This window comes from Aerosakkonema sp. BLCC-F183 (genome assembly GCF_041929145.1).
GTDB lineage: Bacteria > Cyanobacteriota > Cyanobacteriia > Cyanobacteriales > Aerosakkonemataceae > Aerosakkonema.
The window spans coordinates 108,844-123,386 of sequence record NZ_JBHFNU010000127.1; the positions used below are offsets into that span (position 1 = coordinate 108,844).

The following is a 14,543-nucleotide window of genomic DNA, read 5'->3' on the forward strand; positions in this document are numbered from 1 at the left end:
AGAAATTTAGTAAAACTAAAGCAGTTACCTTGCTTATTAAGGACAACAATTTAAAAACATACCGATAACATGAGCGAAAAGATTAATTATGGCCACCGTTGCAACATAAATCAAGCGAATAAAAATCAGGAACTGTATTTCATAGCTGCTTTTGGCCTGCTCCAAGGTTATCGAAAAAATTCCACTCGATATCCTAACAATTTTTTTGCGGAAAGGATAGGCTAAATACCGAGTATGCGTACAGCAGGCAGCAGCACAAAGATAATATTGCATGAAGAAGAAATTCAAGGAGAGATAAACAGATGTATATCTTTAAGCAAACCCACCAACCAAAAGTAAAACCGATGAGATCGCGCTTATCGCACCCAGCGCCATCCCCGCTTGCCGAACCTTTGGTAAAGCACATAGAGCCAATCGAAACTCAATCCAAAGAAAAAAACAGGTATAGTAGCGGACTAATCTCAAACAAACCAGGAGTAGAAATGCAGCATACCGATCCTGGGAAAAGCTTTCATCCTGACAATTTAGATTTGTCATTGGCCGAAACTTTAAATATTGTTGCGCCAAATGATTCAGTAAATGCCGCCGAGATTGCCGATTTTAATCGTTCAAATCGCGGTCGAATAGCTGTGTTTATTGATGGTTCTAATCTATTCTATGCAGCTTTAGAAATAGGTGTGGAAATTGACTATCTAAAACTACTTTGCTACTTAACCGATGGTTCTCCCCTGTTGCGCTGTTTCTTTTACACAGGAGTAGATCCCACAAACGAAAAGCAACATGGTTTTTTGTATTGGATGCGTCGTCATGGCTATCGCCTGATAACTAAAGATATAATTCAACTCCCAGACGGCTCTAGAAAAGGTAACCTAGATGTAGAAATAGCTGTAGATATGGTTACTTTAGCAGATTATTACGATACTGCTATTTTAGTCAGCGGTGATGGCGATTTAGCCTATGCGGTGAATGCGGTTAGTTACCGGGGAGCAAGGGTGGAAGTGGTAGGGTTGCGCTCTATGACTAGCGAAAGCTTGCTGAATGTTGCCGATCGTTACATCGATCTTGATAGCATCAAAGAAGATATCCAAAAGTCTTCCGGAGGAGGGTACAACCATCGCTCTTTATCTGGTGCTAAACTAACAGAGGCAATCAAAGATGAAACTAAGTCAAATGATTTTGAGTAGGTTTTGATTTTAATAGCTATTGATGATTTCGCAAAAAGTTGTTGAAAAAAGATTTGTGTAAGCGATTGGGTAGAGGTTTTCAAGAATAAGAAACCTTTACCTTAACAAGCGCGTCATTCACTTTATGCAAAGCCGAATGACTCCATCTATTTACAGCGTAAAAATACAGGTTTTTGATCAAAAACCGAAAAAATTATTTCGATCTAAAAAATTACTTTATTTATATCTAAAGTATAAGTGGAAGCCAAAATAAATTTGTTACTTTTAATACAAAAAAAATATCAAGATAGCTTGATAAGCTATCTTATAGGATTAGCTTTGCAACTAAAATTAGGCTTGTACTACTTTTGTAGGCAGAGCCATATCTTCAGATAGAGGAATATGCCGAAACAGAATGATACATTTTAAATCAAATACCACCACAAGTGGTTATTGTTATCTTCAGCCCAGCGTAACGGCAAACATCTGTTTTGACAATGCGATCGGCTATTTACTAAGCGTTAGGTGCTTGGGCAGGCTAACGCCAATTACAAACTAGCGAGATTGCAACAATTTCAACTACTAATCGAGGCTTGGAATATGAATCAAGTTGTCAAGGTTGTCCAGTATCCTGATGTTTCCGACAGCAATGTAGCGACTCAGTTTTATCGAGAAATTGAGGATATTATTAAGGCAGGAGCCAGTATTGTTTTGCTCGATCTTAAGAATCTAACATCTATTACCGGCTCAGGGTTAATGGCTCTAGTCGAGGTTTTCAAATTGATTCGCTCTGCTGGGTGTAAGGTTTTCATTTGCTCTTTAAACGATCAAGTCAGGATTTTATTTGAACTTACTGGTTTGGATCGAGTTCTGGAAACTTTTTCTAGTTTGGATGAATTTTATAGCTCCACGCTGCAAAAAAAATAGTCTGTCGTTAATTTAGGGCCGACCCGCAGACTAATCTACTTTAGCATTGGCTGCCAAATAAACAAATATCAGTTGTCAAGCAGAAAAGTTGCAAAGTTAAGAATAACTAGCCAACTTTCTAACTTGACAACAACTTGAAAAACATCTATTTACTAAGGAATCGGCTCGCTTAATTTCAAATTGTAAATTTAGATTACGAGTTAAAAATTAAACATCTAAAATTTAACGCCTGAAATTACTCTATAACGATCGCAATTAGCAATTAGCTTAAGCCTGAGTGCTTGCAAAAAGCAGTAAATCGTAGACAAAGTTAGTGATATCTGTAAATAGCGGTGTGCGATCGCGCTAACCACCAAAAACGCTGTGTGCCCAGTCAAGGAGACTAGGCACACTAGAACGGAATTTTTGGATTTCTCAAGTGTCGATCGTCAAAAACTAGGACGAAGAATGAACAGTTCGTTACTAAGGTGGACAGTTATTGCAGCTTCGATATCATGGCTGACCGCATTATTTTGTCTTACCAGACTGTTGGTTTGGCATTGCTCTACTAAGAGCGTTTTGCCACTAATAATCGTATGCCTTTTGTTTGCTGCAACTGGGTCTTGGACGGGGGACACCGGGTCTTGACCCTTTGGTTTGTGTTCTTTTGGTATCCAATATCAAATTAACACGGTTCCTATAGCCTGAGAATACCTGTTTACGGAAATTTACGATGTTTTACACTACTTAATTTTAGTTAGGCATCAGTCATTTGAGATCGAAAATATTCTGACCGATCTGTTAGCTCCGCGCAAAAATGCCCCCGCGTCCTCAACAAAATGTAAAAATTAGAATATTGACGACACACTTTCAGATATACCAATGGCTTCCTCTCCCCAGTACCTCAGCGGTAACGAAATTAGGCAAACATTTCTTGACTTTTTTGCCCAGCGGGGGCATAAAATCCTGCCCAGCGCTTCCCTAGTGCCAGAAGACCCCACCGTGCTGCTGACTATCGCTGGGATGCTGCCATTCAAACCGATATTCCTGGGACAGAGAACAGCAGAAGTTCCCCGCGCTACCACATCGCAAAAGTGTATCCGCACCAACGATATCGAGAACGTGGGACGCACGGTAAGACACCACACCTTCTTCGAGATGCTGGGTAACTTCAGCTTTGGAGACTATTTTAAAGAACAAGCGATCGCCTGGGCGTGGGAACTGTCAACCGAAACCTTTGGACTTCCCCCAGAACGCCTCATCGTCAGCGTTTTTGAGGAAGACGACGAAGCATTTGCCATCTGGAGAGACAAAATAGGCATTCCTCCCCATCGCATCAAACGTATGGGTAAAGACGATAACTTTTGGGCATCTGGGCCAACAGGCCCCTGTGGGCCATGTTCGGAAATGTACTACGATTTTCACCCCGAACTCGGCGATGACAACATCGATTTAGAAGATGGCAGCCGCTTCATCGAATACTACAACTTGGTGTTCATGCAGTACAATCGGGATGCCGAAGGCAACCTGACACCCCTGCAAAGCAAAAACATCGATACAGGTATGGGATTGGAGAGGATGGCACAAATCCTCCAAAAAGTGCCGAACAACTACGAAACAGACCTGATTTTCCCAATTATCAAAACAGCCGCTGAAATTGCCGGGATCGATTACAGCCAAGCTGATGAGAAAACCAAAATTTCCCTGAAAGTAATTGGCGACCACGTTCGCGCAGTCGTTCACATGATAGCCGATGAAATTCGCGCATCAAACGTTGGACGGGGTTATGTATTGCGACGGTTAATTCGTCGCGTGGTGCGTCACGGCAGATTAATGGGAATTGAGGGCGAATTTACGACTAAAGTAGCAGAAAGCGCGATCGCACTTTCCGAAGGAGCTTATCCCAACGTGCGCCAGCGGGAAGGGCAAATCAAAGCCGAACTGCAACGGGAAGAAAACCGATTCCTCAAAACCCTCGATCGCGGCGAAAAACTGCTTGCAGAAATTATCCAAAAAGCTCTTGTGGGACAGGCGTCTCGCCTGTCATCCTCCGGCCAAGATACCCATCCCAAAACAGAAATTTCCGGATGGGACGCCTTTATCCTTTACGACACCTACGGCTTCCCCTTTGAACTAACTCAAGAAATTGCCGCCGAACAAGGATTGACTGTTGATACTGCTGGCTACGAAGCAGCAATGGAAAAACAGCAAACCCGTTCTAAAGAAGCCCACGAAACGATCGACTTAACCGTACAAGGTTCGCTGGATAAGCTAGCAGAACATATCCAAGCAACCGAATTTTTAGGTTACACTCAACCTCTCAGCCAAAGCGTTGTCGAAGTAATTCTCGTCAACGGCAAATCGGTAGAAGAAGCCGAAGCGGGAACAGACTTACAAATCGTTCTCGACAAAACACCATTCTACGCAGAATCCGGCGGACAAATAGGCGATCGCGGTTATATCACTGGCGACGGTATCGTGGTCAGAATTGAAGATGTCAAGAAAGAATCCGATTTCTTTATTCACTTCGGACGAATCGATCGCGGGACTTTGCGCGTAGGCGATCCCGTCACCGCTCAAATCGATCGCTCTTGTCGTCGTCGCGTTCAAGCCAATCATACCGCAACTCACTTATTGCAAGCGGCGTTGAAAAAAATAGTCGATGATTCCATATCGCAAGCCGGTTCGTTAGTAGCGTTCGACAGACTGCGATTTGACTTCAACAGTCCCCGTGCCTTAACATCAGAAGAGTTACAACAAATTGAGGAACAAGTTAATACTTGGATTGCCGAAGCACACGCTGGCAAAGTAGAAGTTTTACCGCTAGCAGAAGCAAAGGCAAAAGGTGCGATCGCGATGTTCGGGGAAAAATACGGCGACGAAGTGCGCGTGTTGGATTTCCCTGGTGTTTCGATGGAACTTTGCGGCGGAACTCACGTCAGCAACACCGCTGAAATTGGCGTATTCAAAATAATTTCCGAGTCTGGTGTAGCTGCTGGAGTAAGACGCATTGAAGCGGTGGCGGGGCCATCAGTGCTTGACTATTTGAACGTGCGCGATAAAGTAGTGAAAGAGTTGAGCGGTAACCTCAAAGCGAAACCGGAAGAATTGCCCGATCGCATCAACAACCTGCAAAACGAACTGAAGTCAACTCAGAAACAACTAGAAGCGCTCAAAGCAGAACTTGCGATCGCTAAATCCGACCAATTGCTATCTCAAGCAGAGACAGTCGGCGATGGCAAAATCCTCGTTGCACAGTTGGGAGAAGTTGACGCCGAATCCCTCAAAACAGCAGCCGAAAGATTGCAGCAAAAATTGGGCAATGCGGCTGTAGTGCTAGCGTCAGTTCCCGAACCGCAAAAAGTGAATTTTGTAGCAGTTTTTAGCCCAGAAGTCAATAAGAAAGGGTTACAAGCTGGCAAATTTATTGGTGCGATCGCGAAAATTTGTGGAGGCGGCGGTGGCGGACGACCCAACCTAGCTCAAGCAGGCGGACGCGATGCGAGTAAAATAAAAGAAGCCTTAGAAACCGCTCGCTCACAATTGCGGGAAAGTTTGCAGGCTTAACTCTTTTTTGTTACTCTCGATCGAGAATTATCCAAAACCTTTGATTTTCTAATTTTGAAGAGTTGCGGCGATAAATAGTTGATTAATTTCGCCGCAATCCTTCATGCTTTTTCTGTGACTAAAATTACAAAAGAGGTATGAGCCAACCTTTTCTGCTTCAGTTAGGATTTTTGTTGTTTGCGCTTCAGAACCGAACCAGTACCAAAAGCACCCAAAGCTAGTAAACTTAATGCCGAAGCTGGTTCGGGAACAGAAGCAGTTTCAACGCCCATCACAGCAATAGCATTAACATCGAAACCATCTCTGCCAGATCCGGCTGGTGATTTGTCAATCAGTTTGACATATTTATAAGTATTATTGTTGTTGATATTGAGGCTCGCACCGAGCGGATTCTTAAAAGCATTATCAGCAATATTCTTGATAGTGCCAATATCCAACCAATTGCTACCGTTTAAGTCATTACCGACAAAAACCTGCACCTGCTCATCATATTGTGATTGTTGGGTGTAGTTCCCCCAAGTAGTCTCCCAGAGAGTAACTTGACCGGCAAAAAGCGTTCCGAAGCTAAATATAGCTTCCCCTTTAATACCCAAACTGAGGAAATCTTTATTGCTATTATTACTTTGGTCAATTTGGGGCGCACCTAAAGCATTATCAGTATCTGTTCTATAGGCATCCATCGACGTGCCTTTGTTATTGTAAAACTCTACTTTCGTGGCGTAGGTTAAGCTTGCTGCCAGCGAAGGTAGGGTGGCTATCGACGTAACGATGAGAGAAATAGGGAGCGCAAAGGCTGCTTTAGTTGCTATCTTCATATATGTCGTCTATCCCTGGAGGTAGTTAAGCTCATCCGTTAGATAGTTTAATGCTGCCACCCGGCATCTAGGAGTGCCAAGGTTTTCTCGCGCATCTTTACAAACAAAATATAGTAGAAGCTTGTCTTATAAAAATTTGATGAAGCTACAATGTCAATGCTCTGGCCCGGAAAGCGGCTGGTCGTGAGAAACTCAAATGGAACTGAGATGCTATTGTCAGTCTGGCTAAACTCAGTGCAACATGGATGGGAACAACAACGGTAATGAACATTTTTTGCCATTACCGATCTCATCACCGATTATCGATCGCCAACCTCATGAAACTGCGTCAAAAAACACTGCTGATCATCAGCCTAACCCTTGCGGGGCTAGTTGGAGTTTTGTATGCCACTGCATCCTTCCTCCTGATGAAGCATATCCAGGAATTAGAGAAAGACTATACCACTCAAGGCGTGAACCGAGCTTTGGATGGCTTATCCGAAGATATTGGTGACGTAGACATTGCAGTTCGTCAGTGGGGCGTGTGGGACGAAACATACTCTTTTATGGAGAATAAAAATCCTCGTTATATCAAAGTAAATCTCGGCAATCAAACTTTCTCGGATTTTAGGCTCAACGTTACTGTACTAATCGATTCTTCCGGTCAAAAAATATTCAGCAAAGCCTTTGATTTCAAGGGTAAGAAAACTATTCCCGTACCAAAAGCGCTAGAAGAACATTTGAAGTCAGAGACGCTTTTGCTGCAACATACTAACCCAAAAAGTAACCATACCGGAATTCTTCAATTACCAGAAGGCACCCTCCTAATTGCGTCTCATCCGATCGTTACCAACAAATACACAGGCCCAATTCGCGGCACCGTCGTCATGGGGCGCTACCTAGACGCTGAAGAAATTAAGCGTTTAGCCGCCCTCACCCAATTATCGTTGAGGGTTTATCCTTTGAACGATGCTCAGCTACCCCCCAACTTACAGGAAGTGCATTCCGAATTAACAAGTAAAGACAAAGAAATTAAAGCCAACACTCAGGAAGTAACAGAAAAAGATAACAATTCACCAATTGCCAGCCATAACGTTACCGTGCGACCTTTAAATGAAAATTCAATTGCTGGATACACATTACTTAAAAATATTTACGGGGAACCCGTTTTACTTTTAGAAGTAAAATTACATAGGTTTCTTTACAATCAAGGAAAAACAAGCTTAATTTTTCTGCTATTCTCCCTATTGGGAGTAGGCTTTGTCTTTGGCGTCGCCAATTTACTGCTGTTAGAAAAAATGGTTTTGTTGCGATTAGCTCGTCTCAGCGATAACGTCAAAACTATTGGCGCTACAGGCGATCTTTCCATGCGCGTATCCAGTAAAGGTAAAGATGAATTATCCACCCTAGCAACTACAATAAATTGGATGTTGGCCGCGTTAGAATCATCTTTAAAACAACTAAAAGCAGAACAAAAAAAATCCGAGCATTTGTTACTGAACATTTTGCCTCAACCAATTGCCGATCGCTTGAAACAAGAAGAATCGACTATTGCCGATAACTTCCCAGAAGTAACAGTGCTATTTGCCGATATCGTTGGTTTTACTAAGCTAGCAGCTCGCACATCACCGGTAGAACTTGTGACATTACTTAACCAAATATTCTCGGCATTCGATCGACTGGTTGAAAAACATGGGTTAGAAAAAATTAAAACAATTGGGGACGCTTATATGGTAGTGGGAGGTCTTCCTATACCTCGCCAAGACCACGCCGAAGCAATAGCCAAAATGGCTCTTGATATGCAGTTAGAAATTAAGCAATTCAATGCACTCAACAATGTAGATTTCAGTATGCGAATCGGGATCAACACTGGGCCAGTCGTCGCCGGAGTAATTGGCATCAAAAAGTTTATTTACGATTTGTGGGGTGATACTGTTAACACTGCTAGCCGCATGGAATCTCACGGTATAACAGGCTGTATTCAAGTGACAGAAGCGACTTACAAGTGTTTAAATGACAAGTTTGAGTTTGAGAGACGCGGCCCAATTCAAGTAAAAGGTAAAGGGGAAATGACCACTTATCTGCTCATCGGCAAGAAAAATGTCGAAATAGAGTAAAATAATTGCAAGTTTTTAATTGCAGATTTTAGATTTGTTTCCTTGACTTTTATTGCAAAGTATTATATGCTGTCTGATGCTAGTAAGTACAATGTGATATCGTGTCCTGCTGCATCGGTATTACATGAGTTATGGGAAAAATTGTCTGTTGCGATCGAGGGTTAAATTTTTACCGCAGATGAAGGCAGATAAACGCAGATAAACGCAGATAAGAGAGGGATTTTTTGAGGGAATTGATGCGGTTCTTTCGGGTTGATGAGGTGAAATATCAATTTTTGTTACCAATTTGGGGCATGGTGCGTTAGGCACGGCAATTTAATTTTTGGTTGCCATACTCAATTTCTAGTCCGTGCCTAACACACCCTACAGTTAAATAAGATTTTGTTATTCTCATAAATACGGTCAAGCCAAATTAACCAAGTTACTTTCTCGCTATCGGGAATCCTCTCCTCTGGGTTTGTAGTGTGAGAGCAAGTACACTTAAACTCAGCAAATATGAAGCTTTCTTGGCCAAACTCCTCGAAAAAAGCCTGGATTTTTGTTTTTTGGTTTTACTTCGCCATTTTAATGAGCATATCTATCTCTGCTTACCTGAAAATTCTGCCAGTCAAATCATCCACTATACCGTTTTACGATACGATGGGGCATTTTATATTGCTAGGTTTGGCGGCTTTTTTCGGTCATTTAGCTTTAAACAAGCGGAAAATTAATTGCGGCAATATTTTCATACCCATAGCGCCACTTCTGGTAGTAATATGTTGCTTTATTGATGAGTTACTTCAGACGCTATCGCCATACCGAACAGCCAGTGTCTCCGATTTAGCGGCTGATTTTGTTGGCATTGCGGTTTTTTATTGGCTAGCAGAACGAGTAAAATTTAAACAATCCTCAAAGGAGGGGCAAACATGAAATGTCCTGCTTGTGAAAACAACTTAACTGAAATAGTAACTGAAGCTATAACGGTGGATGTGTGTGAAGGTGGGTGTGGCGGTATTTGGTTCGATCGCTTTGAACTTTCACAAACTGCCAGAGCGCTCACAAGAAGTGAGGGATTAACCAAAAATTTGAAATTGGAAATCCCATTATTTTCGGTCAGCCAGGTGGGAACTAACTTGTCTTACTTAAGCGATCGGAGCCAGTCAATAGAAAGTTAAAATAGAAGCCGATTGTAGCAAAGGGCTAAATTTAGTTACTTTATGACAACTGCTGCACCAGTTAAAACTCAGTACGAAGCGGTCATCGGTTTGGAAACCCACTGTCAGCTCAGTACCGACACCAAAATTTTCTGTAATTGCTCGACCGAATTTGGGACTCCCCCAAACGAAAACGTCTGTCCGATTTGTATGGGTATGCCGGGGGTGTTGCCAGTACTGAATCAGAAGGTACTGGAGTACGCCGTCAAAGCTGGCTTAGCCCTCAACTGTCAAATTGCACCATATAGCAAATTCGATCGCAAGCAGTACTTTTACCCCGATTTACCCAAAAATTACCAAATTTCTCAGTATGACCTACCCATTGCCCAGCACGGGTGGCTGGAAATCGAATTAGTAGACGATGCCGGTAAAGCTACCCGCAAAAAAATCGGCATCACCCGCCTGCATATGGAGGAAGATGCAGGAAAATTGGTTCACGCAGGTAGCGATCGACTTTCCGGTTCCACCTACTCTCTGGTAGACTTCAACCGTACAGGTGTACCGTTAGTAGAAATTGTCTCCGAACCGGATATCCGTTCTGGACAAGAAGCAGCCGAATACGCTCAAGAACTGCGTCGCATCCTGCGTTATCTGGGAGTTAGCGACGGTAATATGCAGGAAGGTTCCCTGCGTTGCGACGTGAATATCTCCGTGCGTCCGGTGGGAGAAACAAAATTTGGCACTAAAGTTGAAATTAAGAATATGAACTCCTTCAGTGCGATTCAAAGAGCGATCGAATACGAAATCGATCGCCAAATCGCCGCACTGGAAGCTGGAGAGCGGATCTTCCAAGAAACTCGGCTGTGGGAAGAAGGTAGCCAACGCACCATCAGTATGAGAAGTAAGGAAGGTTCCAGCGACTACCGCTACTTCCCCGAACCGGATTTAGCACCCATCGAAGTTTCCGCCGCACAGTTGGACAAGTGGAAATCGGAACTGCCAGAACTCCCAGCGCAGAAACGCGACCGCTACGAAAGCGAACTGGGACTTTCCGCTTACGATGCGCGGGTACTGACAGACGATCGTACAGTCGCCGAATATTTTGAAACAACTGTCGCTGCTGGTGCTAATTCCAAGCAAGCCGCCAACTGGGTGATGGGCGATATCACCGCCTACCTGAACAACGAAAAACTCACCATCTCCCAAATCGCCCTCAAACCCGACACTCTCGGCGAACTGATTTCCCTGATCGAAGCCGGAACGATCAGCGGCAAGATTGCCAAAGAAATTTTACCCGAATTGCTGACAAAAGGCGGTTCGGCGAAACAACTGGTCGAAAGCAAGGGATTAACCCAAATTTCCGACTCCAGCGCCCTGGAAACCATCATCGCCGAAATCTTAGCCGCAAATCCCAAAGAGCTGGAACAGTACCGCAACGGTAAAACCAAGCTACTCGGCTTCTTTGTCGGACAAGTGATGAAGAAAACCTCCGGTCGCGCCGACCCTGTGCTGACCAATCAACTGCTGGCCCAAAAGTTGAAAGCTTAATCGCAACTTGATAAAAAGTAGCGTAGCTTTACAAAAAAAACAAAGATGGGGGGTGACACCCCTCACCCCCAACCAATTATAATGGTGTATGTAGATGCACCCTGATGATCGGGAGAGTCGTCCATCCAAGCGACTCCCCTTTTTTTTTGGGAATTAGGGACTAGGGAAAGTCAAAAGTCAAAAGTCAAAAGTCAAAAGTCAAAATTTCCCCTATTCCCTCTTCCCGACGCCCTAGCCCTAACCCCTAACCCCTTTCTTCTCTCCCTTTGATATAATCCCCTCGCAAGCAAGTAAAAGGCTGGAGGGAAAAATTATGACGGATTGGCAGGAAATCGACGGTAACGTCACAGCACCCAGAGGGTATCGTGCGGCGGGGATTAAAGCGGGATTGAAACCTTCGGGGCTGCCGGATTTAGCTTTAATTGTGTCGGATGTGGAGGCAATTGCGGCTGGAGTGTTCACCACCTCCGTTGTTCGCGCCGCGCCTGTGGATTACTGCCGCCAGCGCCTGCAATATAAACCCAGCGCCCGCGCTATACTCTGCAACGCCGGACAAGCTAACGCCGCCACAGGTTCGCAGGGTTGGATCGATGCGATCGAAAGTGCCCAGCAATTAGCGCAAGTGCTGAACATTGCCTCGGACTATGTATTGGTAGCATCTACCGGTGTCATCGGTCAACGCATTAAAATGGATGCCCTCAAAGCTGGTATTCCCCAACTCGCCGCCGCACTATCGGAAACTGGGGGCGATGCAGCTGCACAAGCGATTATCACCACAGATTTAGTGACAAAATCGATCGCCTTGGAAACCACAATGCACGATCGTCCGGTGCGAATCGGCGGAATTGCCAAAGGTTCCGGTATGATTCATCCCAATATGGCAACAATGCTGTCATTTGTTACCTGCGATGCAGCGGTTTCTCCTTCTTTATGGCAGCAAATGTTGAGTCGTGCGGCAGATAAAAGTTTCAATCAAATTACGGTTGATGGCGATACCAGTACTAACGATACTTTAATCGCTTTGGCAAACGGTCAATCTCGCACTCCCGCAATTACAGAAATGGGGGCAGATGCAGAAAAATTGGAGGCGATGCTAACAGCGGTTTGTCAGCATTTAGCAAAAGCGATCGCACGCGATGGCGAAGGCGCTACTTGTTTGATGGAAGTAGTAGTTTCTGGCGCAACTGATGATAAAGCGGCGCGTCAAGTCGCTCGCACTATTGCCGGTTCATCTTTAGCTAAATCCGCTATTTTCGGTCGCGATCCTAACTGGGGAAGAATTGCCGCCGCCGCCGGACGTGCTGGCGTGCAATTCGATCAAGGAGATTTGCAAATCCGGTTGGGGAATTTTTTGTTAATGGAAAATGGGCAACCTTTGCCGTTCGATCGCGCTGCTGCCAGTGCATATTTGAAAGCAGCAGCCGCTGGTGCTTATTTGAAAGAAGATACTGTTTTAATTTCCGTGAGCATCGGTAACGGTTCGGGTTTTGGCAAAGCGTGGGGATGCGATTTAAGTTATGACTACGTGAAGATTAACGCGGAGTATACAACTTAAATTTGTCAGCAGTCAGCAGTCAGTTGTTTGTTGCAATTGACTGCTGATATTTGTTAATTCAAAAAAAGGCGATCGCACCAGAAAGGCTCTCCCGTTTTTGTGGTAATAATAGAAACTTATCTAATCGTAGGGTGGGTTAGGCACGGGCGATAATTTCAGCACTTTCGATCGATAATTTAGTTCCCGTGCCGTAACCCACCATCCCACTCAACTGTAACATCCCGAACATTTTCCCCATAAATCCGCAAGAGCCGTAAAATGATTAACATCCTCACTACTGACAACAACATTGACATACGACAACACTTGTAAATACATAGCATCTCAAAATCCAGCGAGTTTTGTACGTTGGTTATTACCAAATACAGAACCCCAAGAAGTACAAATACTCAAAACCGAATTGCCAGCGGAACCAATCAGAGCAGATTCCCTCATATTATTGCGTGTTGGCAACACAATACTACACCTGGAATTTGAAAAATTACCGTATTCAGACCCACCCATTCCAGAGCGAATGCTTAACTATTGGGTGCGCCTATACGGAGAGTATAGGTGTAGAATAGAACAAGTGGTAATATTTTTAAAACAGAGCAACTCACCGCTGGTTTTTCAAGACAGATTTGCACAAGACAACACCCAACATCGATATCGAGTCATCCGCTTATGGGAACAAGACCCCACCCCTTTTTTGACAGACCCAGGTCTGCTACCGCTAGCACCTTTGACTCGCACAGACTCACCCAGAGCCTTATTAGGGCAAGTCGCCGCACAAGTGGATATAATTGAAGAACCCGTCCAGAGAAGAGAAGTATCAGTTTGTACGAGTATATTGGCGGGATTGCTGCATAAGCCAAATGTAATCAATCAGCTATTTCGAGAGGAAAATATGCAAGAATCTTTGTTCTACCAAGAAATCATCCAAAAAGGTGTGCAAAAAGGTTTGCAGCAAGGACAAAAACAGGAAGCAGTATCCCTGACTATGCGCCAACTTCGACGGCGTATAGGAGAGATATCACCCGCGATAGAAGAGCGAATTCGTGCTTTATCACTTTCGCAGTTAGAAGATTTGGGTGAAGCGTTGTTGGATTTTTCTGCACCAGCAGATTTAACCGCTTGGTTGGATAATTTGGAAAGTATTGAAAGAGGATAAGATGGAAGACTCTTTGTTGTACCAAGAAATAATGCAAAAAGGCGTGCAAGAAGGTTGGGAACAAGGCTTGCAACTAGGATTGCAACAAGGTTTGGAACAAGGTTGGCAACACGGACAAAAATATCAGGCTTTCACACAAACTAGGCGTCAACTTCGGCGGCGTATAGGAGCGATCGGACTCACCACAGAAGAGCGAATTCGCGCTTTATCCCTTTCTCAGTTAGAAGCTTTGGGTGAGGCGTTGTTAGATTTTTCTGCACCAGCAGATTTGACAGCTTGGTTGGATAATTTGGCTAGCAAAGATCCTGTTTAACAAATGTTTATATTTACTAACAGTTTTACAGTAACTTTTGACAACTCACACTATGTTTTAGCAGATTCAAAATCATAAATAATAGCACCTCTTTCAGAAATTTCTATTCCTCCAAGTTCTTTTGCTTTTTGTTTTAAGAATTTTTGTGCTTCTTTTCCCTGACGGGGCGACAACTATAGCTCAAAGGTAGACTGGATAAGCATTTTGGCGCGATGACCTCGTTGATAATAAGGTAATTTATGAGGACTTAAAGACATTAATTTAGCAGTTTGTTCACTAAATAAATCTAGAGATTCC

The 14,543-nt window shown here is 43.8% G+C and carries 13 protein-coding genes; 10 read left to right on the forward strand and 3 right to left on the reverse strand.

Translation table 11 applies throughout. The features are described from left to right. Window positions 1–554: 554 nt before the first annotated feature. The 3 genes from ACE1CD_RS37585 (at window position 555) to alaS (ending at window position 5,636) form a co-directional block, all read left to right on the forward strand. The gene (locus ACE1CD_RS37585; protein ID WP_374798234.1) at window positions 555–1,184 is read left to right on the forward strand and encodes an NYN domain-containing protein; all 630 of its coding nucleotides are present in this window, start codon (window positions 555–557) and stop codon (window positions 1,182–1,184) included. 579 nt (window positions 1,185–1,763) lie between these two features. After that, window positions 1,764–2,090: an STAS domain-containing protein gene (locus tag ACE1CD_RS37590; protein ID WP_374798186.1), complete on the forward strand. Its 327-nt coding sequence runs from the start codon at window positions 1,764–1,766 to the stop codon at window positions 2,088–2,090. 861 nt (window positions 2,091–2,951) lie between these two features. Beyond that, window positions 2,952–5,636 (forward strand): alanine--tRNA ligase, encoded by a 2,685-nt coding sequence (gene alaS, locus ACE1CD_RS37595; RefSeq protein ID WP_374827992.1) that lies wholly within the window; start codon window positions 2,952–2,954, stop codon window positions 5,634–5,636. 161 nt (window positions 5,637–5,797) lie between these two features. Here the strand turns inward: alaS and ACE1CD_RS37600 are convergent, their stop codons facing one another. Further along, window positions 5,798–6,451 carry a PEP-CTERM sorting domain-containing protein gene (locus ACE1CD_RS37600; protein WP_374798182.1) on the reverse strand — a complete coding sequence of 218 codons (654 nt, stop codon included), beginning with the start codon at window positions 6,449–6,451 and terminating at the stop codon, window positions 5,798–5,800. A gap of 263 nt (window positions 6,452–6,714) precedes the next feature. On the opposite strand from ACE1CD_RS37600, the gene ACE1CD_RS37605 reads away from it, so the two are divergent. Then, entirely contained in the window at window positions 6,715–8,547 is a 1,833-nt protein-coding gene (locus tag ACE1CD_RS37605) for an adenylate/guanylate cyclase domain-containing protein (RefSeq protein WP_374827993.1), read from the forward strand. Between the two features lie 129 nt (window positions 8,548–8,676). Here ACE1CD_RS37605 and ACE1CD_RS37610 read toward each other — a convergent pair whose 3' ends face one another. Continuing rightward, on the reverse strand, window positions 8,677–8,856 hold the full coding sequence (locus tag ACE1CD_RS37610) for a hypothetical protein (protein ID WP_374798178.1): 180 nt from the start codon (window positions 8,854–8,856) through the stop codon (window positions 8,677–8,679). A 258-nt stretch (window positions 8,857–9,114) separates the two neighbouring features. Between ACE1CD_RS37610 and ACE1CD_RS37615 the strand changes: the two genes are divergently transcribed. The 6 genes from ACE1CD_RS37615 (at window position 9,115) to ACE1CD_RS37640 (ending at window position 14,246) form a co-directional block, all read left to right on the forward strand. Continuing rightward, a complete protein-coding gene (locus ACE1CD_RS37615) occupies window positions 9,115–9,456 on the forward strand; it encodes a VanZ family protein (protein WP_374798176.1) in 342 nt (113 codons plus the stop codon). Beyond that, entirely contained in the window at window positions 9,453–9,701 is a 249-nt protein-coding gene (locus tag ACE1CD_RS37620; protein WP_374798174.1) for a zf-TFIIB domain-containing protein, read from the forward strand. The genes ACE1CD_RS37615 and ACE1CD_RS37620 overlap by 4 nt, the downstream gene beginning before the upstream one ends. Window positions 9,702–9,743: 42 nt before the next feature. Further along, window positions 9,744–11,228: an Asp-tRNA(Asn)/Glu-tRNA(Gln) amidotransferase subunit GatB gene (gene gatB / locus ACE1CD_RS37625; RefSeq protein ID WP_374827994.1), complete on the forward strand. Its 1,485-nt coding sequence runs from the start codon at window positions 9,744–9,746 to the stop codon at window positions 11,226–11,228. Window positions 11,229–11,541: 313 nt separating this feature from the next. Then, entirely contained in the window at window positions 11,542–12,783 is a 1,242-nt protein-coding gene (gene argJ / locus ACE1CD_RS37630) for a bifunctional ornithine acetyltransferase/N-acetylglutamate synthase (RefSeq protein WP_374798170.1), read from the forward strand. A gap of 289 nt (window positions 12,784–13,072) precedes the next feature. After that, window positions 13,073–13,933 (forward strand): Rpn family recombination-promoting nuclease/putative transposase, encoded by an 861-nt coding sequence (locus tag ACE1CD_RS37635; RefSeq protein WP_374827995.1) that lies wholly within the window; start codon window positions 13,073–13,075, stop codon window positions 13,931–13,933. A gap of 1 nt (window position 13,934) precedes the next feature. Further along, window positions 13,935–14,246, forward strand: coding sequence for a DUF4351 domain-containing protein (locus ACE1CD_RS37640; protein ID WP_374798166.1), 312 nt, complete (start codon window positions 13,935–13,937; stop codon window positions 14,244–14,246). A gap of 50 nt (window positions 14,247–14,296) precedes the next feature. On the opposite strand, the gene ACE1CD_RS37645 is transcribed toward ACE1CD_RS37640, so the two are convergent. Further along, complete coding sequence (locus ACE1CD_RS37645) at window positions 14,297–14,419, reverse strand: hypothetical protein (RefSeq protein WP_374827996.1); 123 nt, start codon at window positions 14,417–14,419, stop codon at window positions 14,297–14,299. Between the last annotated feature and the right edge of the window lie 124 nt (window positions 14,420–14,543).

Excerpts from the sequence above, each read along its gene's own strand:
- ACE1CD_RS37590 (WP_374798186.1), top strand. The coding sequence starts at position 1,764 with ATGAATCAAGTTGTCAAGGTTGTCCAGTATCCTGATGTTTCCGACAGC.
- alaS (WP_374827992.1), top strand. The coding sequence starts at position 2,952 with ATGGCTTCCTCTCCCCAGTACCTCAGCGGTAACGAAATTAGGCAAACA.
- ACE1CD_RS37600 (WP_374798182.1), bottom strand. The coding sequence starts at position 6,451 with ATGAAGATAGCAACTAAAGCAGCCTTTGCGCTCCCTATTTCTCTCATC.
- ACE1CD_RS37605 (WP_374827993.1), top strand. The coding sequence starts at position 6,715 with ATGAACATTTTTTGCCATTACCGATCTCATCACCGATTATCGATCGCC.
- ACE1CD_RS37615 (WP_374798176.1), top strand. The coding sequence starts at position 9,115 with ATGAGCATATCTATCTCTGCTTACCTGAAAATTCTGCCAGTCAAATCA.
- ACE1CD_RS37620 (WP_374798174.1), top strand. The coding sequence starts at position 9,453 with ATGAAATGTCCTGCTTGTGAAAACAACTTAACTGAAATAGTAACTGAA.
- gatB (WP_374827994.1), top strand. The coding sequence starts at position 9,744 with ATGACAACTGCTGCACCAGTTAAAACTCAGTACGAAGCGGTCATCGGT.
- argJ (WP_374798170.1), top strand. The coding sequence starts at position 11,542 with ATGACGGATTGGCAGGAAATCGACGGTAACGTCACAGCACCCAGAGGG.
- ACE1CD_RS37640 (WP_374798166.1), top strand. The coding sequence starts at position 13,935 with ATGGAAGACTCTTTGTTGTACCAAGAAATAATGCAAAAAGGCGTGCAA.